Annotated in this window: 25 protein-coding genes and 1 pseudogene; 12 read left to right on the forward strand and 14 right to left on the reverse strand. The window is 68.4% G+C overall.

Features of this window, described 5'->3' with window-relative positions; all coding sequences use genetic code 11:
* Positions 1 to 54 precede the first annotated feature (54 nt).
* Positions 55 to 1,320, reverse strand: coding sequence for a type III PLP-dependent enzyme (locus ACZ5M6_RS00675; protein WP_464159239.1), 1,266 nt, complete (start codon positions 1,318 to 1,320; stop codon positions 55 to 57).
* Positions 1,321 to 1,562: 242 nt separating this feature from the next.
* On the opposite strand from ACZ5M6_RS00675, the gene ACZ5M6_RS00680 reads away from it, so the two are divergent.
* The 8 genes from ACZ5M6_RS00680 (at position 1,563) to ACZ5M6_RS00715 (ending at position 9,901) form a co-directional block, all read left to right on the forward strand.
* Complete coding sequence (locus ACZ5M6_RS00680; protein ID WP_333896330.1) at positions 1,563 to 2,795, forward strand: DUF2254 domain-containing protein; 1,233 nt, start codon at positions 1,563 to 1,565, stop codon at positions 2,793 to 2,795.
* A gap of 143 nt (positions 2,796 to 2,938) precedes the next feature.
* The gene (phnC, locus tag ACZ5M6_RS00685; protein ID WP_464159241.1) at positions 2,939 to 3,745 is read left to right on the forward strand and encodes a phosphonate ABC transporter ATP-binding protein; all 807 of its coding nucleotides are present in this window, start codon (positions 2,939 to 2,941) and stop codon (positions 3,743 to 3,745) included.
* Positions 3,742 to 4,758 carry a phosphate/phosphite/phosphonate ABC transporter substrate-binding protein gene (gene phnD, locus ACZ5M6_RS00690; protein WP_201463224.1) on the forward strand — a complete coding sequence of 339 codons (1,017 nt, stop codon included), beginning with the start codon at positions 3,742 to 3,744 and terminating at the stop codon, positions 4,756 to 4,758. The genes phnC and phnD overlap by 4 nt, the downstream gene beginning before the upstream one ends.
* On the forward strand, positions 4,755 to 5,660 hold the full coding sequence (phnE, locus tag ACZ5M6_RS00695; protein ID WP_370513365.1) for a phosphonate ABC transporter, permease protein PhnE: 906 nt from the start codon (positions 4,755 to 4,757) through the stop codon (positions 5,658 to 5,660). Before phnD ends, phnE begins: the two co-directional genes overlap by 4 nt.
* Positions 5,661 to 5,747: 87 nt before the next feature.
* Positions 5,748 to 6,818, forward strand: coding sequence for a substrate-binding domain-containing protein (locus ACZ5M6_RS00700; protein ID WP_152948971.1), 1,071 nt, complete (start codon positions 5,748 to 5,750; stop codon positions 6,816 to 6,818).
* An 82-nt stretch (positions 6,819 to 6,900) separates the two neighbouring features.
* A complete protein-coding gene (gene galU / locus ACZ5M6_RS00705; protein WP_464159244.1) occupies positions 6,901 to 7,779 on the forward strand; it encodes a UTP--glucose-1-phosphate uridylyltransferase GalU in 879 nt (292 codons plus the stop codon).
* 101 nt (positions 7,780 to 7,880) lie between these two features.
* Positions 7,881 to 8,678 (forward strand): enoyl-ACP reductase FabI, encoded by a 798-nt coding sequence (locus ACZ5M6_RS00710; protein WP_464160085.1) that lies wholly within the window; start codon positions 7,881 to 7,883, stop codon positions 8,676 to 8,678.
* 62 nt (positions 8,679 to 8,740) lie between these two features.
* Positions 8,741 to 9,901, forward strand: coding sequence for a benzoate/H(+) symporter BenE family transporter (locus tag ACZ5M6_RS00715; protein WP_464159248.1), 1,161 nt, complete (start codon positions 8,741 to 8,743; stop codon positions 9,899 to 9,901).
* On the opposite strand, the gene ACZ5M6_RS00720 is transcribed toward ACZ5M6_RS00715, so the two are convergent.
* From ACZ5M6_RS00720 to ffh, 4 genes are all read right to left on the reverse strand, one after another.
* Entirely contained in the window at positions 9,898 to 10,599 is a 702-nt protein-coding gene (locus ACZ5M6_RS00720) for a glutathione S-transferase N-terminal domain-containing protein (RefSeq protein ID WP_464159250.1), read from the reverse strand. The genes ACZ5M6_RS00715 and ACZ5M6_RS00720 overlap by 4 nt on opposite strands.
* Before the next feature lie 76 nt (positions 10,600 to 10,675).
* Entirely contained in the window at positions 10,676 to 11,209 is a 534-nt protein-coding gene (gene rimM, locus ACZ5M6_RS00725) for a ribosome maturation factor RimM (protein WP_224764373.1), read from the reverse strand.
* Positions 11,210 to 11,378: 169 nt separating this feature from the next.
* Positions 11,379 to 11,894: a 30S ribosomal protein S16 gene (gene rpsP / locus ACZ5M6_RS00730; RefSeq protein WP_054764044.1), complete on the reverse strand. Its 516-nt coding sequence runs from the start codon at positions 11,892 to 11,894 to the stop codon at positions 11,379 to 11,381.
* A gap of 24 nt (positions 11,895 to 11,918) precedes the next feature.
* Complete coding sequence (gene ffh / locus ACZ5M6_RS00735; RefSeq protein WP_464159252.1) at positions 11,919 to 13,454, reverse strand: signal recognition particle protein; 1,536 nt, start codon at positions 13,452 to 13,454, stop codon at positions 11,919 to 11,921.
* Positions 13,455 to 13,865: 411 nt separating this feature from the next.
* Between ffh and ACZ5M6_RS00740 the strand changes: the two are divergent.
* A pseudogene (locus ACZ5M6_RS00740) lies at positions 13,866 to 14,632 on the forward strand (IS5 family transposase).
* 20 nt (positions 14,633 to 14,652) lie between these two features.
* Here ACZ5M6_RS00740 and ACZ5M6_RS00745 read toward each other — a convergent pair.
* The 7 genes from ACZ5M6_RS00745 to ACZ5M6_RS00775 form a co-directional block, all read right to left on the reverse strand.
* Complete coding sequence (locus ACZ5M6_RS00745) at positions 14,653 to 16,023, reverse strand: S41 family peptidase (RefSeq protein WP_228186461.1); 1,371 nt, start codon at positions 16,021 to 16,023, stop codon at positions 14,653 to 14,655.
* 157 nt (positions 16,024 to 16,180) lie between these two features.
* On the reverse strand, positions 16,181 to 17,269 hold the full coding sequence (locus tag ACZ5M6_RS00750; protein ID WP_054764047.1) for a murein hydrolase activator EnvC family protein: 1,089 nt from the start codon (positions 17,267 to 17,269) through the stop codon (positions 16,181 to 16,183).
* A gap of 1 nt (position 17,270) precedes the next feature.
* Positions 17,271 to 17,735 (reverse strand): 23S rRNA (pseudouridine(1915)-N(3))-methyltransferase RlmH, encoded by a 465-nt coding sequence (rlmH, locus tag ACZ5M6_RS00755; protein WP_054764048.1) that lies wholly within the window; start codon positions 17,733 to 17,735, stop codon positions 17,271 to 17,273.
* Positions 17,736 to 17,738: 3 nt separating this feature from the next.
* Entirely contained in the window at positions 17,739 to 18,164 is a 426-nt protein-coding gene (gene rsfS, locus ACZ5M6_RS00760; protein ID WP_082382550.1) for a ribosome silencing factor, read from the reverse strand.
* 133 nt (positions 18,165 to 18,297) lie between these two features.
* A complete protein-coding gene (locus tag ACZ5M6_RS00765; protein ID WP_464159256.1) occupies positions 18,298 to 18,969 on the reverse strand; it encodes a nicotinate-nucleotide adenylyltransferase in 672 nt (223 codons plus the stop codon).
* Between the two features lie 79 nt (positions 18,970 to 19,048).
* Positions 19,049 to 19,939 (reverse strand): alpha/beta fold hydrolase, encoded by an 891-nt coding sequence (locus tag ACZ5M6_RS00770; protein ID WP_419716305.1) that lies wholly within the window; start codon positions 19,937 to 19,939, stop codon positions 19,049 to 19,051.
* Positions 19,940 to 19,941: 2 nt separating this feature from the next.
* The gene (locus ACZ5M6_RS00775; RefSeq protein WP_464159258.1) at positions 19,942 to 20,433 is read right to left on the reverse strand and encodes a transcriptional repressor; all 492 of its coding nucleotides are present in this window, start codon (positions 20,431 to 20,433) and stop codon (positions 19,942 to 19,944) included.
* Positions 20,434 to 20,535: 102 nt separating this feature from the next.
* Here ACZ5M6_RS00775 and ACZ5M6_RS00780 point away from each other — a divergent pair, with 102 nt between their 5' ends.
* Complete coding sequence (locus tag ACZ5M6_RS00780; RefSeq protein WP_464159260.1) at positions 20,536 to 22,566, forward strand: TonB-dependent receptor; 2,031 nt, start codon at positions 20,536 to 20,538, stop codon at positions 22,564 to 22,566.
* An 87-nt stretch (positions 22,567 to 22,653) separates the two neighbouring features.
* A complete protein-coding gene (locus tag ACZ5M6_RS00785; RefSeq protein WP_054764052.1) occupies positions 22,654 to 23,430 on the forward strand; it encodes a SapC family protein in 777 nt (258 codons plus the stop codon).
* Positions 23,431 to 23,488: 58 nt separating this feature from the next.
* Here ACZ5M6_RS00785 and ACZ5M6_RS00790 read toward each other — a convergent pair whose 3' ends face one another.
* Positions 23,489 to 23,896 carry a hotdog family protein gene (locus tag ACZ5M6_RS00790; protein WP_054764053.1) on the reverse strand — a complete coding sequence of 136 codons (408 nt, stop codon included), beginning with the start codon at positions 23,894 to 23,896 and terminating at the stop codon, positions 23,489 to 23,491.
* A gap of 9 nt (positions 23,897 to 23,905) precedes the next feature.
* A complete protein-coding gene (locus ACZ5M6_RS00795) occupies positions 23,906 to 24,934 on the reverse strand; it encodes an NADP-dependent oxidoreductase (RefSeq protein WP_191558105.1) in 1,029 nt (342 codons plus the stop codon).
* A 330-nt stretch (positions 24,935 to 25,264) separates the two neighbouring features.
* Between ACZ5M6_RS00795 and ACZ5M6_RS00800 the strand changes: the two genes are divergently transcribed.
* Positions 25,265 to 25,612 carry a hypothetical protein gene (locus ACZ5M6_RS00800; protein WP_152948986.1) on the forward strand — a complete coding sequence of 116 codons (348 nt, stop codon included), beginning with the start codon at positions 25,265 to 25,267 and terminating at the stop codon, positions 25,610 to 25,612.
* The last annotated feature ends 11 nt before the right edge of the window (positions 25,613 to 25,623 follow it).

A 25,623-nucleotide genomic window follows, 5' to 3' on the forward strand; every position in this document is an offset into this window, starting at 1 on the left:
TTGCGGAGCCGCCGATCCATCGACCGGTTCAGCGCCGCAAGGCTGTTGGAAGGCTCAGCGCCGGGCCTTCTTGCGCTGGCCCGCCTTGCCCTTGGGTCGCGACAGGCGCACGACCTTGCGCGCGTTCTCTTCCGCCGTGGTGCGCACGGTGGGGATGGAACGCGGGGCCAGGCCGTAGAGGGAGGCCATGGGGGCGTCCTCGACCGCGGCGATCTCATGCTCGCCATAGCCGTTGAAGCCGGTCGTCATGGCCACCCCATAGGCGCCCAGCATGCCGATCTCGATGAAGTCGCCTTCGCGGATGTCGGCCGGCAGCCAGAAGGGGCCGGGCATATGGTCGATCGAATCGCAGGTCGGGCCGTAGAACTGGAAGGCCTTCAGCTCGCCCGAGGCTTCGCCGTCCCGGACCAGCTTGGTCGGGAAGGGCCAGCGCGAGTGGGTGGCGTCGAACAGGGAGCCGTAGGAGCCGTCGTTCAGATACAGGGCGTCGCCCTTGCGCAGATCGACGCGGGCCAGGATCGACGAGGATTCGGCGACCAGGGCCCGGCCGGGCTCGCACCACAGTTCGGTGGTTTCCGACACCGGCATTTCGTTGAAGCCGCGATGGATGGCGTCGGCGTATTCGCTCATGTCCGGCGGGACCATGCCCGGATAAACCGAGGGGAAGCCGCCGCCGACATCGACGATATCCACGATCACGCCCGCGCGGCTGATCGACCGGCCGACCTGGGCCATGGCGGCCTGATAGGCGGTCGGGCGCATGCACTGGCTGCCGACATGGAAGCTGACGCCCATCAGCCCGTCCTTGACCGCCTGGCGCGTGGCCAGCAGCAGGGCCGGGGCCTGATCGACCGGCACGCCGAACTTGCCCGACAGGGTGTAGGCGGCCCCGTCGGCCGAGACGGCCATGCGCACGATCAGATTCAGGTCGTCGGCGCCGCCGGTGGCGTCGAGGATCTTGTTCAACTCGTCCACGCAGTCGAGCGAGAAGGTCCGCACGCCGTGGTCGAAATAGGCCTTGGTGATGGCCGAGCGGCTCTTGACCGGGTGCATGAAGGCCAGGCGCGCGTCGGGGCTGACCGAACGGACCAGTTCGATCTCGGCAAGGGAGGCGACGTCGAAGCCGCAAACCCCGGCCTCGATCAGGGTCTCGATGACCCAGGCGGACGGGTTCGCCTTCACCGCATAGAAGACGTCGGCTTTCAGATTATCCTGGAACCAGCGCGCCGCTACGGAAACCGAGCGCGGCCGCACGAGGGCGACGGGACGCTCAGGGGACCGCTCACGGACCAGGTCCAGGGGAAGTTGGTACGTGCGCAATTCACGTAACCCCCTGCTAATTGTTAAACCCAGACCGGCGTTAGCGGCGCAGCATCAGACCTACGGGGTCCGCCGGAAGGCGCGATATGGGGGCATTGGACTGTCATGTAAAGGGGTTTTTTCGTGACAGGGCCTGGGTTCGAGGCCGAATTGACTGTCACAATTCCCTTTGACGGCGGTCAGCTGAACGGCGGTCAGGCAACCGCAGCGGTTCTGCGCCGTTGCCTCGGCTGGAGGGCGCAATGAATCGGTGGCTGTTCCTGTGGCGCAAATGGACGCGCCAACTGTGGGTCAAGGCGACCGCCTACGCCGGGGTGGGCGTGGCCGCCGCCCTGCTGGCTGCAGCCCTGGCCCCCTGGGTGCCCGACGACATGGCCGAACGGCTGGGCGGCGAGTCGGTCGAATCCATCCTGACCATCTTGGCCTCCAGCCTGCTGGGCGTGGCGACCTTCTCCGTCGGCGCCATGGTGACGGCCTATACGTCGGTCTCCACAGCCGCCAGCCCCCGCGTCGCCGCCCTGGTGACCTCCGACGACGAGACCCAGAAGGCTCTGGCCACCTTCGTCGGCGCCTTCCTCTACGCCATCGTCTCGGTGACGGCGATCAACGCCCATTATTACGGCCAGAACGGGCGGGCCATTCTGTTCCTGGTCAGCCTCGCCATGGTCGGGCTGGTGGCCTTTCGGCTGCTGGCCTGGATCAACCGTCTGTCCAGCCTGGCGCGGGTCGGCCATACGATCGACCTGGTGGAGGCGCGCGCGCTGAAGGCCCTGGAAACGCGGCGCGACGCCCCCTTCTTCGGCGGCCGGGAGGGCCGGCTAACCACGGGCGCCGAGATCGTCGCCCCCTGCACCGGCTACGTCCAGAACGTCGATCCCTCTCGGCTTCAGGCCATGGCCGAGGCGCGCGACTGTCAGGTGGAGATCGTCGCCCCTCCCGGCGCCTTCGTACGACGCGGCGCGGTGCTGGCGCGCATCAGCCTGGCGGCCTGCGACGAAGAGGCCCAGGCCGATTTCCGTTCGGCCTTCGCCCTGGGGGATTCGCGCTCCTTCGACCAGGATCCGCGGTTCGGACTGATCGTCCTGGGCGAGATCGCCGCCAAGGCCCTGTCGCCCGGCGTCAACGACCCCGGCACGGCCATTCAGGTGATCGGGACGGGGGTGCGGCTGCTGGACGTCTGGGTTCAGACGCCCGAAGACGACGGGCCCAGGCCGCCGCGCTGCGACCGACTGCTGGGGCCGGCGGTCACGGCCGAAGAGCTGCTGGAAGACCTGTTCGGTCCGATCGCCCGTTATGGGGCGGGCGATCTGGCCGTGGCCATGCGGCTGCAGAAGGGTCTGGCGGCGCTGGCGGCCACGCCGCGGCTGGCCGAGCCGGTCGCCGTCCTGGCCCAGGCGGCCGTGGAGCGATCGCGCGCCGCCCTGCCCATCGAGGCAGACATCCGACGGCTGGAAGCGGTCGCCCTGGCGCGGTGACAGGGCCGCTGCGACACCAGGCTGCAACGACGCAGGGACGACGGGGTCTGGACGAGATTGCGCCGGACGTGCGATTAAGACTTGCCCAAACGCCCCGGTCGCGTCATGCGGCGCCCGTTCGCCACAGCCTTCCCAGCGAGTTCATGAGTTCATCCGCAGCCGCCGCCCCAGGCCTGGTCCTGGCGCGTGACGTGTCGAAGACCTTCGGATCGCGAAAGGCGCTGGACGGCGTCTCGATCTCCGTCGCCTCGGGCGAGATGGTGGCCCTGATCGGTCCGTCGGGATCGGGCAAGTCCACGCTTCTGCGCTCCATCACCGGCCTTCAGTCCATCGACCCCGGCAAGGGGACGATCAGCGTCTTCGGCGAGACGGTGCAGAAGGACGGCCGCGTCACCGGCGCCGTGCGCCAGGCGCGCGGCCGGCTGGGCATGATCTTCCAGCAATTCAACCTGGTCGGCCGACTGACCCTGTTCTCCAACGTCATGCTGGGGGCGCTGGGCCGCCTGCCGACCTGGCAGGGCCTCTTGGGCCTGTGGCCCCAGGCCGACAAGGACCGGGCCATGGCCGCCCTGCACCGGGTCGGGGTCAGCGACTACGCCGGCCAGCGCGCCAACACCCTGTCGGGCGGTCAGCAACAGCGCGGCGCCATCGCCCGCGCCATCGTCCAGGGCGCCAAGGCCATCCTGGCCGACGAGCCGGTCGCCTCGCTGGACCCGGTGTCCGCCCGCAAGGTGATGGAGCTGCTGGTCGAGCTGAACCGGCGCGACGGCATGGGGGTGATCGTCACCCTGCACCAGGTCGACTACGCCATCCGCTACTGCGACCGCGTCATCGCGTTGCAGGGCGGCAAGATCGTCTATGACGGTCCCGCCACGGGCCTGGACCACCAGCGCCTCATCGACATCTACGGTCCCGAATTCGAGGACGCGTTCTGGGAGACCAAGGCATGAGCCTGTCCCGCACATCTCTTTCCCGTCGTCTGTTCGCAGCGGCCGGCGCCGCCGTCCTGCTGCTGGGCGTCGCCTCGTGCGGCGGCGGTGAGGAGAAGAAGACGTCCGGCGCCATGCCGTCGGAACTGACCTTCTCCATCCTGTCGGCCGAAGGCCAGGCCTCGTCCGGCCCGCTGTGGCAGCCCCTGCTGGACGACATGTCCAAGGCGATCGGCGTTCCGGTGAAGCCCTTCTTCGCCGGCAACTACAACGTCCTGATCGAGGCCATGCGCTTCAACCAGACCCAGGTGGCCTGGTTCTCGGCCAAGCCGGCGCTCGAAGCCGTGGACCGCGCCCAGGGCGAGGTCATCGCCCGGATCGTCGATCCGGAAGGCCGCGACAGCTACACCTCGACCCTGATCGTGCGTAAGGGTTCGGGCATTACGCTGGACAAGGTGCTGGCCTGCGGCAAGCAGTACGACTTCGGCATCGGCGACGCCCAGTCGACCTCGGGCACCCTGGCCCCCCTGACCTTCCTGTTCAATCCGCGCGGCATCGTGCCGAACCAGTGTTTCAAGACCGTGCGTTCGGCCAGCCACCAGGCCAACGCCTTCGCCGTGGCGACGGGCGTGGTCGACGTCGCCACCTCCAACTCGGTCAACACCGTCTTCATGCGCCGCGAGAACCCGCAGCTGGCGTCGCAGATCGAGGACATCTGGGTCTCTCCGCCGATCCCGGAATCGGGCATCGTCATCCGCGAAGACCTGGACCCGGTGCTGAAGGAGAAGCTGCGCAGCTTCTTCCTGACCTACGGCCAGGGCCAGGGGCCTGAAGCCGACCGTCAACGTCAGGTGCTGGCGGGGCTGAACTATTCGATGTTCCGCGCCGCCGACGATTCCTATCTGGACCCGGTGCGGGAAATGGTCGCCGACCAGAAGCTGGCCGAGGCCAAGGCCAAGAACGACCAGGCCGCCGTGGCCGCCGCCGAACGCGAACTGGCCGCCCTGCGCGCCAAGCGCGAGGTCCAGCCTTGACCGACGCCGCCGCCGAGATTGCCGCCGCCGACAAGGCCGCCCGCGGCGGCCTGGCCCCGGACGCCGTTCCCGCCGCGCCGAAGAAGCCCCTGTCCTCAACCCTGTTCGACCTGATGCTGTGGGGCGGTCTGGCGATCATCCTGATCGCCAGCTTCGGCAAGGTGGACATGCAGAACATCGGCCGGCTCTTCTCGGGCTCGTCGAACATCTCGACCTATGGGGCGGATCTGCTGCGGCCCGACTGGGGCGCCATCTTTCCGCCCGGGGACTTCTGGACCGCCTTCACCCATGTCTTCACCCAGCCGACCGCCAGCCTGGCGGGTCAGATGTGGCTGACGGTGCAGATCGCCCTGTGGGGCACCTTCCTGGCCGTCTTCCTGGCCCTGCCGCTCAGCCTGATGGCGTCACGCAACATCGCGCCCGGCTGGATGGTCTTCATCGTGCGCCGGGTCATGGACCTGCTGCGCTCGATCCCCGACCTGGTGATCGCCACCCTGTTCATCGTCGCCGTCGGCCTGGGCCCGCTGGCGGGGGTGCTGGCGCTTGCGCTGAACACCGGCGGCGTCCTGGCCAAGCTGTTTTCCGAAGCGGTCGAGTCGATCGACAAGGGGCCCGTCGAGGGGGTGCGCGCCACCGGCGCCGGCAAGCTGCATGAGATCGTCTGGGGCGTCTTCCCCCAGGTGGCGCCCCTGTGGACCTCCTTCGCCCTGTACCGGTTCGAATCCAACAGCCGGGCGGCCACGGTGCTGGGCCTGATCGGCGCGGGCGGCATCGGCCAGACCCTGTTCGAAAGCATCCAGGCCTTCGACTACAGCCGCGTCGCCGCCATCGCCATCGTCATCGTGGTCGCCGTGACCCTGATCGACACCCTGTCCCAGGTGATGCGCAAGCGCCTGCTGTAAGGCCCCGACCTCACGCTCATTGCCGGAAAAACCTTCACAATCCTCTGGTCTAACCGTCGCCAAACCGATGCTCAGGGAGAGCGCACGATGATCCGCACACTGAAACTGACGACGGCGGCCGCCGCCCTTCTGGCCCTGGCGGCCTGCGGCGACGGCGGAACCGGCGGCGGCGCCTCCAGCGCCCGCTCCGGCATCTGGGCGGCCGGTTCCTCGACCGTCTTCCCCTTCGCCACCCGCGTGGCTGAGAACTTCGCCCGCACCTCCGGCGGCGCCGCGCCCCGCGTTGAATCCCTGGGCACCGGCGGCGGCATTCAGGCCTTCTGCCAGGGCGTCGGCCCGACCACGCCCGACATCGCCAACGCCTCGCGCCCGATGAAGGCGTCCGAGTTCGACCTGTGCCAGAAGAACGGCGTGACCGACATCATCGAGCTGAAGATCGGCTTCGACGGCATCGTCATCGCCACCGCCCGCAACGGAAACAGCTTCAACTTCGAACTGAACGACCTGTATGAAGGCCTGGCCAAGGAAGTGCCGGGCGCCGACGGTCAGTTCGTCGCCAACCCGGCCAAGACCTGGAACGAGGTCAACAAGGGCCTGCCGAACCAGCGCATCCAGGTCTATGGCCCGCCGCCCACCTCGGGCACGCGCGACGCCTTCCTGGAGCTGGGCATGACCCCCGGCGCCAAGCTGGTTCCCGCGACCGCCGCCGTGGAAAAGGCCGACAAGAACCGGTTCGAAGCCCTGGCCCACACCCTGCGTGAAGACGGCGCCTGGATCGACTCGGGCGAGAACGACAACGCCATCGTCCAGACCCTGAGCCGCACCCCCGGATCGCTGGGCGTGTTCGGCTATTCCTTCCTGGAACAGAACCTGGACACGGTGAAGCCCGAGACCATCGACGGCGTCACGCCCAATGCCGAAACCATCGCCAGCGGGGAATATCCGCTGTCGCGCAGCCTCTACATCTATGTGAAGAAGGCCCACATCGGCGTCATCCCCGGCCTGCAGCAATTCGTACAGGAGTTCCTGTCGGAAGGCGCCGCGGGCAAGGGCGGCTATCTGGCCGACCGCGGCCTGATCCCGCTGCCGGAAGACCAGCTCCAGGCCCAGCGCGCTGCGGCTACGGCCCTGACCCCGATGCAGCGTCCCGCCGGCTGAGGCGGAACCGACCGCCGTCCCGCCCCTTCTTTCGCCGGCCCGCACCGGCTAAGAGGGGCGGGATAGCTGTCAGGATTCATTGATGACCACCACGCCCGCGCGTCTGCGCAAGGCCGTTCTGCCCGTCGCGGGCCTCGGCACCCGGGTTCTGCCCGGCACCAAGACGACCCCCAAGGAACTGCTGAACGTCGTCGATCGGCCGATCCTCTCCTACATCGTCGAAGAGGCCCGAGAGGCGGGGATCGAACACATCGTCTTCGTCACCGGCCGCTCCAAGGGGGCGATCGAGGACTATTTCGATCACCAGATCGAGCTTGAGGCTCAACTGCAGGCCAAGGGCAAGACCGACATCCTGGAAATGATGAATGCCGAACTGGCCTCGGCCGGCGAGATGAGCTTCACCCGCCAGATGCAGCCCAAGGGGCTGGGCCACGCGGTCTGGTGCGCCCGCGACATCATCGGGCATGAGCCTTTCGCCGTCCTTCTGCCCGACGTGATCGTGGATGGACAACCCGGCGCCTTGAAGCAGTTGCTGGAGGCCTACGAGGAGGTCGGCGGCAATCTGATCGGCGTCGAAGCCGTGCCCGAGAGCGAGACCCACAAATACGGCATCGTCGATCCGGCCGGCCGTGACGGCCGCCGAATCACCATGAAGGGCATGGTCGAGAAGCCGGCCCAAGGGACGGCGCCGTCGAACCTGTCGATCTCGGGCCGCTACATCCTGCAGCCGGAAATCTTCGACCTGCTGGCCACGCAGGAACGCGGCGCCGGCAATGAGATCCAGCTGACCGACGCCATGGCGCGGCTGATGGCGACCCAGAGCTTCACCGCCGTCGAATATGCGGGCGTGACCCACGACTGCGGCGACAAGATCGGCCTGTTGCGCGCAAACGTCGCCCTGGCCCTGAAGCGCCCAGACCTGGGCGAGGCTGCGCGGGCGGCGGTTTCGGCCCTGCTGTGACGCAAGCGAAGGCGGCAGGGGTTCCGGTTCGCGCCCACCCCTGCTAACCCTCCGCGCAAATCATCAGGAGACGAACCATGGCCACTTCCGAAGGCTGGGACATGCCGACCGGCGACCTCATGAAGGGCAAGAAGGGCCTGATCATGGGCGTGGCCAATTCCAGCTCGATTGCCTGGGGCATCGCCTCGCAACTGGCGGCCCAGGGCGCGGAACTGGCCTTCACCTATCTGGGCGAGAGCCTGGAGCGCCGCGTGCGCCCGCTGGCCGAGAGCGTCGGCGCCAAGCTGCTGATTCCGGCCGACGTCACCGACGACGCCTCGATGGACGCCGCCTTCGCCGAGCTGGAGAAGACCTTCGGCACGATCGACTTCGTCGTTCACTCGGTGTCCTTCGCCAACAAGGACGAACTGAAGGGCAGCTTTGTCGACAACACCACGCGCGACAGCTTCCTGCTGGCCCTGAACATCTCGGCCTTCAGCTTCGTGGACGTGTCGCGTCGCGCCGCCAAGCTGATGCCGAACGGCGGCAGCCTGATCACCCTGACCTATCTGGGGTCCGAACGGGTCATTCCGAACTACAACACCATGGGCGTGGCCAAGGCGGCGCTGGAGGCGGCGACCCGCTATATCGCGCGCGACCTGGGGCCCAAGAACATTCGCGTCAACGCCATCTCGGCCGGGGCCATGCGCACCCTGTCGCTGGCCGGAATCTCGGGCGGACGCGGCCTGCACTCCAAGAGCGCCCAGTTCTCGCTGATCAAGGAAGAGACCTCGATGGAGGGCGTCGCCGGCGCCGCCCTGTGGCTGTGCTCGGACCTGGGGCGTTCGACCACGGGCGAGGTCGTCCACGTCGACGCCGGCTTCCACGCCGTGGGCCTGCCGGAAGACATCGAGGGCTGAACCCGCTTCCGCCATCTGCGGTGAAGGTTTAAGGCCGGGGCATGACTGCTCCGGCCTTTTCCATGCGCCCTCCGCCCGCCTCAGCCTTTTCGTCGGCCGCCGTGGCCACGGTGATCGGCTTCGGCGGGACCGTGGCCTTGGTGGTGCAGGCGGGACAGGCCCTGGGCGCGGGCGCCGGCCAGATCGGCTCCATGGTCACGGCGCTGTGCCTGGCCATCGGCGTTCCCGGCGCCCTCTTGAGCTGGCGGCTGAGGATTCCCGTCGTCCTGGCCTGGTCGACGCCGGGCGCGGCCCTGCTGGCCGCTTCGACGCTGGGGCTGTCGTGGGCGACGGCGGTCGGCGCCTTCGTCTTTTCAGCCCTGCTGATGATCCTGACCGGCCTGATCCCGGCCTTGGGGCGGCTGGCGGGGCGGATCCCGTCGGCGATCGCCTCGGCCATGCTGGCGGGGGTTCTGCTGCCCTTCGTGCTGCGACTGTTCAAGATCGTGCCCGACGAGACAGCGCTGACGGTGGGTCTGATCGCGGTCTTTCTGGTCTTCCGGCGGCTTTGGCCGACCTGGGCCCTGCCCGCCGTTCTGGGCGCGGCCTTTGCGGTTCTGGCGATGCGGGGACAGTTGGGCCTGCCCGCCGGAACCGGCCTGTTCGGACATCTGGAGCCCGTCGCCCCCGCCTTCGACTGGAAGGCCGCGGTCAGTCTGGGCTTTCCGCTGTTTCTGGTGACCCTGGCGGCGCAGAATCTGCCTGGACTGGTGGTGTTGCAGAGCGCGGGCTATCCGCCGCCGGCCAAACGGCTGATCCTGTCGACCGGGATCGCCAGCCTGATCGCGGCGCCCTTTGGAGCCCACGGGGTCAATCTGGCGGCGATCACGGCGGCGATCTGCACCGGCCCTGACGCCCATCCGGATGCGGGCCGACGCTGGATCGTCGGGGTGATCTACGGCGGCTTCTACCTCATCGTGGCCCTGTTCGCCGCGCCGCTGGCGGGCCTGTTCATCGCCATGCCCCCGGCAGTGCTGGCGGCTGTGACGGGACTGGCCCTGATCGCCCCCCTGACCGGCGCCTTGCAGAGCCTGACGGCCGAGGCGCCCTCGCGCGAGGCCGCCGTCCTGACCTTTGCGGCGACGGCCTCGGGCCTGGCCCTGTTCGGGGTGGGATCGGCCTTCTGGGGGCTGGTCGTCGGATTTGCGGCCCTGGGCGCGGGCCGCCTGCTCCGTCGCGCCTAGTTCCGCGCTGGGATGTTCAGACCGCGCTGCACCGCAGGACGGGCCAGGCCGCGCTCCAGCCAGGCTGCGACGCGGGGGAAGTCCGCAAAGCCCACGATCTCGCCCGCCTCATAGAAGCCGATCAGATTGCGAACCCAGCCGAGGGTGGCGACATCGGCGATGGAATAGTCGCCCACCAGCCAGTCCCGACCTTCCAGCCGCGTCTCCAGCACGCCCAGCAGGCGGCGGCTCTCGGCGACGTAGCGGTCGCGCGGACGCTTGTCCTCATAGTCCTTGCCCGCGAACTTGTGGAAGAAGCCCAGCTGGCCGAACATGGGGCCGATCGCCCCCATCTGGAACATGATCCACTGGATCGTCTCGTACCGTGTGGCGGGATCGCTCGAGAGCAGTTTGCCTGTCTTTTCCGCCAGATAGATCAGGATGGCGCCGGATTCGAACAGGGCCAAGGGCTGACCGTTCGGGCCGTTCGGATCAAGGATGGCCGGGATCTTGCCGTTGGGGTTCAGCGACAGATACTCCGGCCCCCAGGTCTCATTGGCCATGATGTCGATCAGGTGCGGCTCATAGGCCAGGCCGATCTCCTCCAGCATGATGGAGACCTTCACCCCATTGGGCGTGGGCAGGGAATAGAGCTGCAGCCGATCGCGATGCTGGGCCGGCCAGCGGGTGGTGATCGGGAAGGCGGACAGGTCGGTCATGGAGAGGCCTCGGCTTTGCGATAGGCCTATGTCGGCGCCCGCCGCGCCATTCGCAACACCCTTGGGCGCGAATACCTCAGTCCGGCTCGCGCTCGCCGACTTCGGTCGGGGGCACGGCGGTCAGCCAGCCTTCGGAAAGCCGCAGCTCGGGCGTCGCTTCCTTGGTGAAGGGCAGATACCAGGTCGGGCCGCCGGTCGCGGGGGCGATCTCCAGCATGTCGTCGGCGCCGAAATTCTGGACCGACTTGACCGAGCCCATGACGGCGCCGGCGATGTCGCGGACCTCCAGGCCGATCAGGTCGGCGAGATAGAATTCGTCCTCCTCCGGCTCGGGGAAGCGGTCGCGGGGGACGTAGAGTTTCAGGCCGCGCAGGGCGTCGGCCTGTTCCTTGGTGGCGACCTCCTTGGCCCGGCCGACGACGCCGTTCTTGTCGGGCCGGGTCGAGGTCAGGGTCAGGGCCACCGTGCCGTCTGCGCGCAGCAGCGGACCATAGGCGGTCAGGGCCAGGGGATCGGCGGTGAAGGCGGTCACCCGCACCTCGCCCCGCACCCCGAAACCGCCGCCGATCTGGCCGACGAGGATGAGTCTGGAGTCTTTCGACATTCGGATCCTCAAGACCTTCCCCCGCTTGCGGGGGAAGTGTCAGGTCGTGGCGCGCAAGCGACACGCCTGACGATGGGGGAAGTCTTCCTCTTGAAAGAAAGACTTCCCTCTCCGACCCTGGTTCGCTGCGCGAACGCCGGGCCACCTCTCCCGCAAGCGGGAGAGGGTCGGCCACTTAGGCCTCGGTGGTCTCTTCGGCAGCCGGGGCTTCTTCAGCGGCGGCTTCGGCGGCCGGAGCCTCTTCAGCAGCCGGAGCGTTCTTGGCGGCTTCGGCCTCTTCCTTGGCGCGGGCGGCGGCTTCGGCGGCTTCAGCCTTGGCGGCGGCTTCGGCTTCCAGGCGGTCGGCTTCGCGCTGGGCGCGTTCAGCGGCGCGCTCCTGCGCCTTCTTGCCGGGGGCGCCCTTGTTCGGGTTGTTGCCCTGCGACCACTTCACCTTGGCGCCCAGGGTTTCGTCCTGCGACAGGAAGCGGGCGACGCGGTCGGTCGGCTGGGCGCCCTTGCCGAGCCATTCGGCGATCCGCTCGACCTTCAGGGCGACGCGCGGCTGGGCGCCGTCCTTGGGCAGCATCGGGTTGTAGGAGCCGACCTTCTCGATGAACTTGCCGTCGCGCGGGGCGTGCGAATCGGCGACGACGATGTGGTAGTAGGGGCGCTTCTTGGCGCCGCCGCGGGCCAGACGAATCTTCAGCATTTCAAGTCTCTTTCTAGGAAGTCGTTATTTCTTGGGAAGGCCAGGCAGGCCCGGAAGCCCCCCCGGCAGTTGTCCGCCGCCCAGACCCGCCAGGCGGTCCTGAATGGCTTTCAATTCGTCGGCCGAGGGCTCGGCCATCTTGCCGCCGCCCAGGGCCTTCAGTCGGTTCAGATCGGGGCCGCCGCCCATGCCGGGGATGCCCCCGCCGCCGCCGAGACCGCCCAGCATGGCGGCCATCTGCTGCATCTTCTTGGGACCGCCGCGCGCCATCTGTTTGACCATGTCGGCCATCTGGCGGTGCTGTTTCAGGACGCGGTTGACGTCCTGGACCTCGACCCCGGCGCCGGCGGCGATGCGTTTCTTGCGGCTGGCGTTCAGGAGGTCCGGCTTCTTGCGCTCGGCCTTGGTCATCGAGGAGATGATGGCTTCCTGGCGCAGGATCATTTTGTCGTCCACGCCGCTGTCGGCCATCTGGGCCTTCATCTTGGCCACGCCGGGCAGCATGCCCATGATGCCCTGCAGCCCGCCCATCCGCTTCATCTGCTGAAGCTGGCCGGCGAGATCATCCAGGTCGAACTGGCCCTTGGCCAGTTTGCGGGCCATCTTCTCGGCCTTGGCCTGATCCAGATCCTGGGCGGCCTTTTCGACCAGGGCGACGATGTCCCCCTGACCCAGGATGCGGCCGGCGACGCGGCGGGCGTCGAACACGTCCAGCGCATCGACCTTTTCGCCGGCGCCCAGATATTTGATCGGCAGGCCGGTGACGGCCCGCATCGACAGCATGGCGCCGCCGCGGCCGTCGCCGTCGGCCCGGGTCAGGACCAGGCCGGTCAGGGGCAGACGTTCATGGAAGGCCTTGGCGGTGCGGACGGCGTCCTGGCCGGTCAGGCTGTCGGCGACCAGCAGGGTCTCGACCGGCTTGGCGATGTCGGCGACCTCGGCCACCTCGTTCATCAGCCCCTCGTCCAGGGTGATGCGGCCGGCGGTGTCGAGGATCAGGACGTCGAAGCCCTGAAGCTTGGCGGACTGCAGGGCCCGGCGGGTGATCTGGACCGCGCTCTCGCCCGCGACGATGGGCAGGGTCGCGACCTCGATCTGTTTGCCGAGCGTGGCCAGCTGTTCCATCGCCGCCGGACGGCGCGTGTCCAGCGAGGCAAGCATGACCTTCTTGCGGTCGAACTTGGTCAGGCGCAGCGCCAGCTTGGCCGAGGTCGTGGTCTTGCCCGAGCCCTGAAGGCCGGCCATCAGCACCACGGCGGGCGGGTTGGCGTTGGTGTTCAGCGGGACCGGCTCTTCGCCGCCCAGCATTTCGATCAGGCCGTCATAGACGATCTTGACCACCTGGTCGGCCGGCTTGACCGAACGGATGACCTCTTCGCCGGTCGCGCGTTCGGTGGCGAAGGCGATGAATTCCTTGACGACCGGCAGGGCGACGTCGGCCTCGAGCAGGGCCACGCGCACCTCGCGCATCGCCTCGGCGACATCCTTTTCGGACAGGGCGCCGCGCCCGGTGATCCGGTCGAAGACGCCTGTCAGCCGCTCGTTCAGAGCCTCGAACATTCACTACCTCATGTGGCGCAGGTGAAACGGCTCCATACGACAACGACCCCCGGCGACGATCACGTCGGCGGAGGGTTCTCGCCCACCTCGTCCCGACGGAGCGGGGGTCGTGTGGGTGGAGACGCGAGGTTCACTTGCGTCGGAAGCGGCGGCTTATGAAGGAAAACGGGGGGAAAGGCAACCGATGCGAGTCACGTCCCCGCCCGCTTTGCGTCATCCTCGGGCTTGACCCGAGGATCGAATGCGCCGCCGCTCTGCGCGGACGTCAGGCACACGTCTCGCTCCTCGCCCGATCCTCGGGTCAAGCCCGAGGATGACGGAGAAGACTAGGTCCAATCGACATTCAGGGATTCACGCGGGGCTTGATGCGTGATTCATAGGTCTCCGCTTTGGCGGAGGTTTGTGATGGGCGTGAAGCGTTATGAGCTGGACGAGGCGCAGTGGTTGCGGATCGCGCCGTTGCTGCCGGGTAAGGCGTCGGACCCCGGGCGGACGGGGTCCGACAACCGACTGTTCGTGAACGGGGTGCTCTGGGTGCTGCGCTCCGGTGCGCATTGGCAGGATCTCCCGGAGCGCTACGGCAAGTGGAAGACGGCGCACAAGCGCTTCAGCCGCTGGGCGGCGGCGGGGGTTTGGGAGAAGGTGTTCGACGACCTGATCAAGGATCGCGACAACCAGTATCTGATGCTGGATTCGACCCTTGTGCGGGCCCACCAACAAGCGACGACCGGCCGGGGCAGCGGCCAAAAAAAGGGGGCCCCGACCCGGCTGTGGGGCGTTCCAGAGGTGGACTGACGACCAAGGTCCACATGGCCTGCGACACGCTCGGACGGCCCGTTCGCTTCCTTATCGCAGCCGGTCAGAGCCACGACATCCTGGCGGCGCCGGCCCTTCTGGAAGGCCACCGCCCCGCCGCCGTGCTCGCCGACCGCGCCTATGACGCCAACAGCCTACGCGCCCATCTGGCCAGGATCGGAGCCGAGGCTGTCATACCCTCGACCCGATCTCGCAAGGCACAGATCCCGCACGATCCCCTGATCTACAAGCTGCGCAACTGCGTCGAGCGTTGCTTCAACAAGCTCAAGCACTTCCGCCGCTTCGCCACCCGCTTCGATAGGCTGGCGCGACACTACCTCGCCTTCGTCCACATCGCCGCTTCCATCCTCTGGATGCGCTGAATGTCGATTCGTCCTAGACATCAGTCCTCAGGCGTCTCTTCCGACCCCTCGTCCGCCTTCGGTTCCGAACCCGGCTCGGTCACCACAATCCCCTCCGGCGGGGCCGACAGTTTGGACAGGTCGCCGCCGGCGCGCAGGACGTCCAGGGCGCGTTGCAGCTGGTAGTCTTTTTCCTTGTCATAGGCCTCGCCCGGCGCTTCGCGGGGCGTGTGCGGCCCCTTGCGTTCCGCGCCGATGGAGGAGTCCAGGGCCGTCGCATAGGCGGCCTCGGAATAGATGAAGCTGGAACGCGAGACGATCCGGGCCTCGGCCTCGGACCGGGCGACCTCCAGGTCCGGCTCGATGCCGATCTTCTGGATCGAGGCGCCCGAGGGCGTGTAGTAGCGGGCCGTGGTGATCGACAGGGCGCCGTCGCGCCCCTGACGCAGCGGGATCACCGTCTGGACCGAGCCCTTGCCGAAGCTGGTCAGGCCGACGATGGTCGCCCGCTCGTGGTCCTTCAGGGCGCCGGCGACGATTTCGGAGGCGGAGGCCGAGCCGTAGTTGACCAGGACCACCAGAGGCAGGCCGCCGGTCAGGTCGCCGGGCTTGGCGGAATAGCGCTGAATCTGCTCGGGCTTCCTGCCGCGCTGGCTGACGATCTCGCCGCGCTCCAGGAAGGCGTCGGACACGTCGATGGCGGCGTTCAGCAGGCCGCCGCCGTTGTTGCGCAGGTCTAGGACATAGCCCTTCACGCCCGGCTTCTGAGCCTTGATCTTGGCGATGGCCTCGGACAGTTCGCGGCCGGTGTTCTCATTGAAGGTCGAGACGCGCAGATAGCCGAAATCGCCCTCGACCCGGCCCGTGACCGACTGGACCTTGATGATCTCGCGGGTCAGGGTCACCTCGCGCGGCTCTTCGCCGTCGCGCAGGAAGGTGACGCGCACGCTGGTGCCGGCCGCGCCGCGCAGCTTCTCCGACACCTGGCTGACGGTCAGGCCCGCCGCGTTCTGACCCTCGATGGCGCTGATGACGTCCCCGGCCTGGACCCCGGCCCGGGCGGCGGGGCTTTCGTCCATCGGAGAAATGACCTTCACCAGGCCGCCTTCGGAGGTGATGGTCAGGCCGACGCCCGAATACTGGCCCTCGGTCCGCTCGCGCAGTTCGTCATAGTTGGACGGCGGCAGATAGTTGGAGTGGGGATCCAGCGCCGTCATCATGCCCGCGAGGGCGGCCTCGATCAGCTTCTTGTTGTCGACCGGGACCACATAGGCCTGTTCGACGATGCCGACGACGTCGCCGAACAGCTCCAACATGCGGAAGGTTTCGTTGCGGGGCGTCTGGCTGGTGGCGACGGCGGCCGAGCCGCCGAGAACCAGGGCGGCGCAGCCGACGAGGAGCAGTTTACGCATTCGGTCTCTTTCGGTCGGGCCGATCATGGAAGGCGCCCGTTGGGAGGGTAGGGCCGCACAGACACGACGAAATCGTGGCTGAGCGGCGTCGGTCCGATAAAATCAGCGTCCGGCGGGAAAGCAAGGCCAATCGTCGCCCGAGGGCGCATCCGGCCGCTCATCGCAGCCAGGGACCGGGGTCGATCGGGCGCTCGTCCCGGCGCAGTTCGAAATAGACGTCGCCGTCCGGCCCGCTGCGGCCCAGGGTCTGGCCGTCGGAGACCCGGGCGTCCGCCTGGACGTCCAACTGCTCCAGCCCGGCGATCACCGCCCGCCAGCCGGGGCCGAGATCAAGAATCACCACCTGGCCCCAGCCCGTCAGGGGACCGGCGTAGGCCACCTTGGCGTCAGCCGGGGCGGCGACGGGGGCGCGGTCGGCGCGCCAGCGCCAGCCCGAGGTTCCCGCCCCCCAGGTCTGGGTCGGCGCGCCGCGCACGGGCGGACTGAGCCGGTTGCGGCCGGCCGGCAGGCGCGCGGTCTCGGCCTCGGCGGCCTCGGCCTCCTGGGCGGAGGGGACGGCGCCGCCCAGGTCGCGGATTCGGGCCTCCAGCGCCCGCGCCGCCCGTTCGGCGCTACGCGCCTCGGCGTTCAGCACGGCGGTGAGGGCGGTCTTGCGCGCGGTCAATCCCTCGATCCGGGCGCGGCGATCGCCCTGGGCGCTTTCGGTGGTCAAGAGCCGTTCCGAGGACAGGACCGCCAGGCGGCGAATGCGCATGATCTCGGCCTGACGCTCGGCCAGCGCCTTGGCGCGGCGCTCCAGCTCGGGCGTCATGGCCTTCAACAGGATGGAGGCGCGCACCGTGTCGATCGCCTTGTCGGCGGGAACCAGAAGCGGCGGCGGCGGGCGGCGGCTCATCATCTGAAGCGCGCTGAGCAGACGCCCCTGGGCGCCGCGCTCGCGGGCCAGGTCCGTGACCAGGTCCGCCTCCCGTTCGCTCAGCTGCTTCAGCCGGGCCCTCTGGTCCTCGATCTGGCGGTCGTCGGTCCGTTCGTCGGCGCGCAGGGCGGCGAGCCGACGCTCCAGCTGGGCCAGTTCGGCCTTGGCGGCCTCGGCGTCGGCGCGCAGGCGCCGCGCCCGCACCGCCTCGTCGCGATACTCAGCCTGGATCCGCGCCAGTTCGCTCTCAGACGCTTGCCGCCCCGCCGCAGGGGCGGCGAGGACCAGCCCCGTCATCAAGGCGAGAGAAAGTGCTGAGGCGCGGCCCATGTCAGTCGCGATGATAAGGCGATCCGGCCAGAATGGTCACGGCCCGATAGAGCTGTTCGGCCAACATGGCGCGGGCCAGGGCGTGGGGCCAGGTCTGGGGACCGAAGGCCAGGGTCGAGGCGGCGGCGGCGCGCACGCTTTCGTCCAGCCCGTCCGCCCCGCCGATGGCGAAGACCAGCCGCCGCTCGCCCTGATCGCGCAGCTTGGCGACATGGTCGGCGAAGGCGCGCGACGAATAGGTCTTGCCCCGTTCGTCGCAGGCGATCAGGTGCGCCCCTTCCGCGGCCGCAAGGATCAACTCGGCCTCCGGCGCCTTGCCGGGTTTACGGGCTTCCAGATCGATCAATTCGAGGGGACCGAGGCCCAGCGCGCGTCCCGCAAGGGTGGCGCGCCGGGCGTAGTCGTCGGCGAGCATCGCCTCAGGCCCCCGGCCCGGTCGGCCGATGGCGACGATGCTCAGCTTCATCCTCTAGTCGCGGACCATGCGGTGGGCCGAGTCCACGGCCCAGATCTTCTCGATATTGTAGAAGGTCCGCACTTCCGGGCGGAACAGGTGGACGATCACATCGCCTGCGTCGATCAGAACCCAGTCGCAGTGCGGCAGTCCCTCGACCTTGGCCTTGCCCAGGCCCTGGTCCTTCAGGGTGCGCAGCAGGTGGTCGGCGATGGCGCCGACGTGGCGGTGCGAGCGGCCGGAGGCGACGATCATTGTGTCGGCCATGGCGCTTTTGCCCTTCAGGTCGATCAGGACCATGTCCTGAGCCTTGTCCTCGTCGAGGCGGCTCAGCAGGGCTTCTTCAAGCGGAGTCGATCCGACCGGGCGGGGGACGGAATCCCCGAATGCGGCGGTCGTTTCAGATCCGTCTTCGGAATGGAGAGGTTCGATAGGGTCCATCTCGTGCGCCGTGTTCGAAACGGCGGCGTCTTGCGCGTCATACGCGGGCGAGGGGGTCAGCGGAGGGCTCCAAGAGCATTGACTAAAGCAGCCCCTTAGCACGGATGGGCGCGAACGTGAACCGGCGCCGAGATCACGACCCCGCGTCCGGCCTCTTCGAGGCCCGGATGGCGGTCGACGACAGGGGATTCAAAGGCGCCGTCAGATAGGTCCAGGCCGGGGCCGCCAGGGTCGGCAGAAGGCCCGCCTGTTCGGCCGGAATGCGGAAGGCGGCGAAGCGGGCGGCCGCCGGCGCCGTGCGGCTGTCGAGCAGCGATCCCGGCCGGGCGATCACCGCCACGGGCATCAGCCGCATGATGTCGGTCCAGCCCCGCCAGCGATGGAAGCCGGCCAGATTGTCCGATCCCATGACCCAGACGAAATGGACGCCCGGATGGCGGGCGACCAGCAGGCGCAGGGTCTCGACCGTCCAGACCACCCCGGCCCGGCTTTCGAAATCCGAGACGATCATGGACGGGCCTCCAACCCTGGCCTGGGCCTGGGCCGAGGCCATCCGTTCGGCCAGGGGGGCGCTGTCGCGCGCGTCCTTCAAAGGGTTCTGGGGGGAGACCAGCCAGACCACCCGATCCAGGCCCAGCCGCCGCATGGCCGTCTCGGCCACATGGGCGTGGCCTTCATGGGCCGGATTGAACGATCCGCCGAACAGGCCGACCTTCATCCCCGGCGTCAGGATCAGCCCGTCGCGAAGGGCCCCCGGTCGGGGGCCGGCGCCTTGGGGCGCGGGACCGGCGTGAAAGAAGGGCAAGCGAGGCGTCTCGGGGGTTATGCTCAAGGCGGCCTTATCATGGGGGCGACCGCCCTGTCCCCCGATTATTCGTCCGACCTCAGACGGCGGCTTCGAACAGGGCCTCGCGCGTCACGTCGGCGTGGGTCATGGGGAACATGTGACCGCCGCCGCGCACCACCTCGACCGAGACGTGCGGCAGGCCGCGCGGCGACGAGGGCACGTGGGTCAAGGCGCCGTGTTCCGCCTTTAGAATGCGGATTGGACCGCGATAGAGGCGAAGCGCCCGCCAGGGATCGTGCGCCTGGGCGGCGTAGTTGGCCGCCTCCCAGGCCGGGGTGGCGGCCAGGGCGAAGCCGTCGGGGCCTTCCACCAGACCTTCGGCCAGATAGTCGGCCAGCACCATGTCGGGCCAGCCCTTGAACGCCCCCCGACCGCGGTAGGCGGCCATGGCCTCCTCGCGGCTGGCGAACAGGGCGCGGCGGCGAAGCGTGGCGCGTGCGATCGGAATGCGGGACAGAAACCGGTGGGCGAAGGGCAGGTTGAACACCAGCATGGCGGACCGCCGCCAGATCACTGCGTCCAGCAGAACCAGGCTGGCGACCCGGTCCGGCCGCTCCGCCGCCGCCAGCAGGGAGGCGGTCCCGCCCATGGAATGGCCCGCCAGGACCGGCGGCGGACCGTCGATCGTCTCCATCAGGGCCAGAAGATCGTCGCGGTGATCCCGCCAGCTGGTCTTGGGCCGGGCGAACACCGGCAGGTCAGAGGCCCCATGGCCACGAAGGTCCGGGGCCCAGATCCGCAGCGACGTCGACAGGGGCGACAACAGGCTGCGATAGGCGCCGGCGTTGAAACCGTTGGCGTGGGAGAAGATCAGATCGACCGGACGCTTCGGATCCCCGAAGTCCAGGACCGACATCCGCCCCCCGCCCCATCGATTGTCGATCGGGACGCTGAGCCGGCGCGGCGGCGACATCAGGGCCGCATCCATGATCAGGCCGCATCCCGGCAGGCGGCGCACAGGCCGTGCGCCTCGATCGTGGTGCGGGCGATCGCATAGCCGGCGGCGGCGCCGGCGGCGGCGATGACGTCCTGGCCCGGCCCGTCGATCTCGCGCGTCACCCCGCAGCAGTCGCAGATCAGAAAGGCGGCCGCATGGTTGCCCCCGACCTCCTGGCCGGCGCAGGCGACATAGGCGCTGATCGAGGCGATCCGGTGGGCCATGCCATGGCGTTCCAGGAATTCGAGCGCGCGATAGACGGTGGGCGGCTTGGCGGCCTGTCCGTCCTCGCCGAACCGGGCGATCAGATCATAGGCCTTCACCGGCTCGCCGCTCTCGAGCAGCAGCGACAGCACCCGGCGGCGCGGCGGGGTCATGCGCTCGCCGGCCGAGACCACCCGCGCCTCCGCCTCGGACAGGGCGCGGTCCAGGCGTGCGCCGTCAAGGCCGGAATGAAGATGATCATGGTCGCAGACGGCGTTCATGAGCCACAGCTAATCCTTGATAAGCCCGGCCGCAACAGAACACGGCTTGCAGTCCGTGATGTTATCTCATAACAGAAACGCTTCCTCTCCTGAACCCCAGTGATGTCCATGCGTCAGACCGTCACCCGCTCGCTTTTGCTTTCCGCCGTCGCCTGGAGCGCCCTGGGCGCCGCCGCCCTGGCTCAGACCGGCCCCGGCCGTCCGGCCCAGGTCGATGACGTCATCGTCACCGCCACCCCCTATGGCGTCACCCAGCGCGCCACCACCATCGCCACCGACGTGCTGGACGACCAGGCCCTGGCCATCGCCCCGGCGACGTCTCTGGGCGATCTGGTCAACGGCCTGCCGGGCGTGCGCTCGACCGACTTCGCCCCCGGCGCCAGCCGCCCGGTGATCCGGGGCCTGTCCGGCCCGCGCGTCCAGGTGCTGACCAACGGCCTGGGCCAGATCGACGCCAGCTCCGTTTCGCCGGACCACGCCGTGGCCACCGATCCCGGCGAAGCCCATCGGATCGAGGTCGTGCGCGGCCCGGCCACCCTGGTCTATGGCGGCTCGGCCATCGGCGGGGTGGTCAACATCATCGACGACCGCATCCCTGAAGCCCTGCCTGAAGGCGGGGTCGAGGGTCGGGTCTCGACCCAATATTCCAGCGTGGACGACGGCCGCGGCGCCTCGGGCCATGTCACCGTCGGCGCCGGCCGGTTCGCCTTCAACCTGAGCGGCGTGACCCGCAAGACGGACGATTATGACATCCCCTCCCCCGCCCGGTCCCAGGTTCTGGCCGACAGCGACGGCGAGCCGCGCGGCGCGGGCGACAAACAGCCGAACTCCTGGTCCGAGCTGAACGCCTGGGGCGTCGGCGGCTCCTATATCGCCGACAAGGGCTTCGTCGGCCTGTCCTACAAGAAGACCGAAAGCGAGTACGGCACGGTCGCCGAGCCGGAAGTCTTCATCAATCTGGAGCAGGAGCGCTGGGACGGCCGCGGCGAATACCGGTTCGACGCCGGTCCCTTCGCCAAGGTTCGCGCCTCCTACGGCCACGCCGACTACACCCACACCGAGTTCGAAGGACCGGGCGAGCCGGGCACCGTCTTCAACTCCGACGGCTGGGAGACCCGCGGCGAGCTGGTCCAGCGCGAGCGGAACGGCTGGAACGGCGCCGTCGGCGTCCAGGCCCTGGAGCGCAATTTCGAGGCGATCGGCGAGGAGGCCTTCGTCCCGACCGTCAAGATCGAGGAACAGGGCCTCTACACCGTCCAGCGCTATGACCGCGACCGCTACGGCTTCGAGGGCGGGCTGCGCTATGACCGCCGCACCCTGAGCGCCGTTCCGCTGGGCGAGACGGCCGAGGTGGAGCGTCAGTTCGACAACTGGTCCGCCAGCGGCGCCGCCTTCCTGCGTCCCCAGGCCGGCCTGTTCCTGGGGCTGAGCCTGTCGCGGACGGAACGCGCGCCCAGCGAGGTCGAACTGTTCGCCGACGGCGTCCACGTCGCCACCGCCGCCTATGAGACCGGCGACCTGGGCCTGGACACCGAGAAGGTGACCACGCTGGAGGGCACGGTCCACTTCGACCGTGACCGGTTCTCCGGGGATATGCACCTCTACAAGGCCTGGTACGACGGCTTCATCGACGAACGCCGCACCGGCGCAGACTTCACCACCGACGAGGGCGAGACCTTCCCCGTCTATCGCTTCGTCCAGACCGACGCGGACTTCTACGGCTTCGAGGCCGAGGCCGCCTACGCCCTGTGGCAGGACGGGGATCGCAAACTGTCGCTGGAGGGGGCGGCCGACTATGTCCGCGCCGACACCGACCTGGGCCCGGCCGCGCGCATTCCGCCCTGGTCGGCGACCGCCCGCCTGGCCTGGACCTCGACGCTTTGGGACCTGACCGGCGAAGTGCGCCACGTCGGCGAACAGGACCGGCTGGCGGAAGGCGAACTGCGCACGGACGCCTATACGCTGGTCAATCTGCGCGGGGCGGTTCGGCCGTTCGCCGACAAGGACGTCACCGTCTTCGCCGAGGCGCACAATCTGACGGACGAGGAGGCGCGCGAGCATACCTCCTTCCTGAAGGACATCGCGCCCCTGCCTGGGCGCAACCTGCGGATCGGCGTCTCCTACGCCTTCTGACCGGTTCCTGATCGGGGCCGTTTGCCGCTGAGGCGGGCTTGGGCTAGAAGGCCCGCCTCATTCCACTCCAAGAGCGCCTGGCTCCTCATGACCGATACGAACAACTCGCCGCTCGAAGGCAACGTCCTCTTCTATACGAAGCCGGAACCGCTGGACCCGACCCTGCACGGCGCGCTGGGCGTCAACGCCGCCGACAAGCCCTACGCCTTCGTCGGCCAGACCAACATCGTGCCGCTGACGGTGACCGAGTTCGCCGCCGCCGCCCTGTCCTATCCGGTGATCTTCACCGGTGAGAACCGCCAGCCGGTCGTGGTCATGGGGCTGCGCCAGGGCGAGAACCTGTTCGTGGCGGACGACGGCGACTTCCGCCCCGACGCCTACATCCCCGCCTATGTGCGCCGCTATCCGTTCGTCTTCGCCGACGACAAGCAGAATCAGCGCCTGATCCTGTGCATCGACCGCGGCGCCTCGATCGTGGCCGAGGGCGGCCAGAACCCGCTGTTCGTCGAGGGCAAGCCCAGCGACTACACCAATATGGCGATGGAGTTCTGCAACAACTTCGAACAGGAGCGTCAGCGCACCGAAGCCTTCGTCAAGCTGATCCAGGACCTGGACCTGCTGGACGTGCGTGAAGCCGTCTTCACCCCGCGCAACCCGGACGGCACGCCCGGCGCGCCCCAGAAGCTGGCCGAATATTACGCCGTGTCGGAAGACAAGCTGAGGGCCCTGCCGGCCGAGAAGCTGGCCGAGCTGCGCGACAACGGCGCCCTGGGCCAGATCTACGCCCATCTGGTGTCGCTGCTGGGCTGGGACCGCCTGATCGCCCTGGCCTTCCTTCGCCAGGCCCCGGCCAGCGTCAACTGAGCCTCGGCCTGACGTCAAGGAGAACGCCCGCCGGTCGCACCGGCGGGCGTTTTCAATTTCAGCGGCGGGAGAACAGGGCGCGGGTCAGGCAGGAGAAGACCAGCCGCCCGGCCTCGTCCAGCAGATCGTGCTGGGCGATGACGATGCCCTTTCCGTCCCCGACCGGATCCTTGCCCATGACGGTCATCCGGCCCCGCAGCAGCTCGCCCGGCGGCGGATTGCGCAGATAACGCAGCCCGTCGACGGCCAGGATCTTGGTCTGGGCCCAGGCGCCCGACTTCTCGGCCGCCAATCGGCTCCACAGGGCGTAGATCATCGCATCGGGCGCCCCATAGGCGGCGTCCCAGCCGGGCGCGAACCGCTCGACGAAGAGGTCGAGCGCTCCCGGATCGACCGCACAGGCCCCCAGGGGCACGACCTGCCCCGTCTCCAGATCCTCGAAATGGACGAGCAGGGGGTCGCTCATGGAAATCCTTCAGCCTGGTTCTTCGGAAACACGGACCAGCAGCTTGCCGTCGTGGTCGCCGGTGAACAAGCGGTTCAACGAGTCCACCGCGCCTTCCAGGCCGTCATCGACGTGGACCTTCCACTTCACCTTGCCCTCGGCCAGCCACGGACCCATCTCCGCGACCATTTCGCGGGCGCGAGGCGCATAGTCCAGAACCAGGAAGCCCTGGACATGGAGCCGATGGGTGATGATCCGGGCGAAGTTGGGCGACGGCGGCGCCTTGGTGGCGTTGTAGGATGAGACGAGGCCGCACACCGCCATCCGGCCGTGGACCTTGAGCCGGTTGAAGACGGCGATCATGATGTCGCCGCCGACGTTTTCGAAATTGAGATCGATTCCGTCGGGCGCCAGCCGGTCCAGCGCGTCGCCGACGTCCTCGTTCTTGTAGTCGATCGCCGCGTCGAACCCGAGTTCGTCGGTCAGCCAGGCGCATTTCGCAGGCCCGCCGGCGACGCCGATGACGCGACAGCCGCGCTGTTTGGCGATCTGGCCGGCGATCGAACCCACCGCCCCCGCCGCCGCAGAGATCACCATCGTCTCGCCAGCCTTGGCTTTCAGCACGTCGGTGACGCCGAAATAGGCCGTAAGCCCGGTCATGCCCAGGACCGACATATTGGCCGTCAGCGGCAGGCCGGGCGCCCGGTGTACGGGCCGAAGCCCGGCTTCGGGCACGACGGCGTAATCCGCCCACCCACCGGCGGCGGGCATGACGACGTCGCCGACCTTGAACCGGTCCGACCGGCTGTGCTCCACCACCCCCAGGGTCAGGCCGCGCATGACCTCTCCCAGCCCCACAGGCGGCAGATAGCCTTCGGAATCGTTCATCCAGGTCCTGTTGGTGGGGTCCAGCGACAGATAGACGGTGCGGACCAGCACCTCGGATTCCTTCACCTCCGGCACGGGCGTCTCGACCAGCTCCAGGTCGCCGGGCTGAACCAGGCCCTTGGGCCGCTGACGCAGCACCCACTGACGATTGATCTTGGCGTTGGAAACCATGCGTCTCTCTCCGTGCGTTTTCTTTGAGGATCATCTTGGCCCTGTGCGCGGCGCGGGTCGAGGGCCGGGTTGAAAAGAAAAAGGCGGTCCAAGCGGACCGCCTTTGAAGTGGCATCATCGAGAATGAGGTGCGGAGGCGGCAGATTGGCTGTCGCCAATCTCAAGTCGGGGGGGCGTCGCCGCCTCCGCAGTCTCCTAACGGCGTGGGTGAACCCCGGTTCCCGACAACAGGCGGCTTTTTTTCGTGCCTGGCGCGAAAGATCCCGGGTAGGAACGCCGTTACTCAGGCGGCGTTGTGTCTGGTCATAAGCAACAGCCGGGACGCAGACCATGACGCACCAAGAACCGCAACCGAACAACGATCGTCTGGTCGATCGCCAGGGCGTAGATGCGCGCTCGGCTCGCCAGGGCCGATCCGGCAGCCGAATCCTGCTGATCCTTATCGCCTCCCTGGGCGGCGCGGCGCTTTTGCTGGGTCTGCTTTGGATGTTCAGCCAGGGCGGCCTGTCCCAGACCAACGCCAACGACGGGGACCAGGCGGTCGATGCGCGCGCCTTCAGCGGCGATGCTGCGACGCCGCCGGCCGCCGACGCGCCGACCGGCCCGAACGGCGAGCCGCAGCCCGTGCCGACCGGAGAGGCGGCGAACGTCAACGCCCCGACCCAGCCGTCCAGCTGATGTGAAAAAGC

The organism is Brevundimonas sp. Br13 (genome assembly GCF_055391505.1).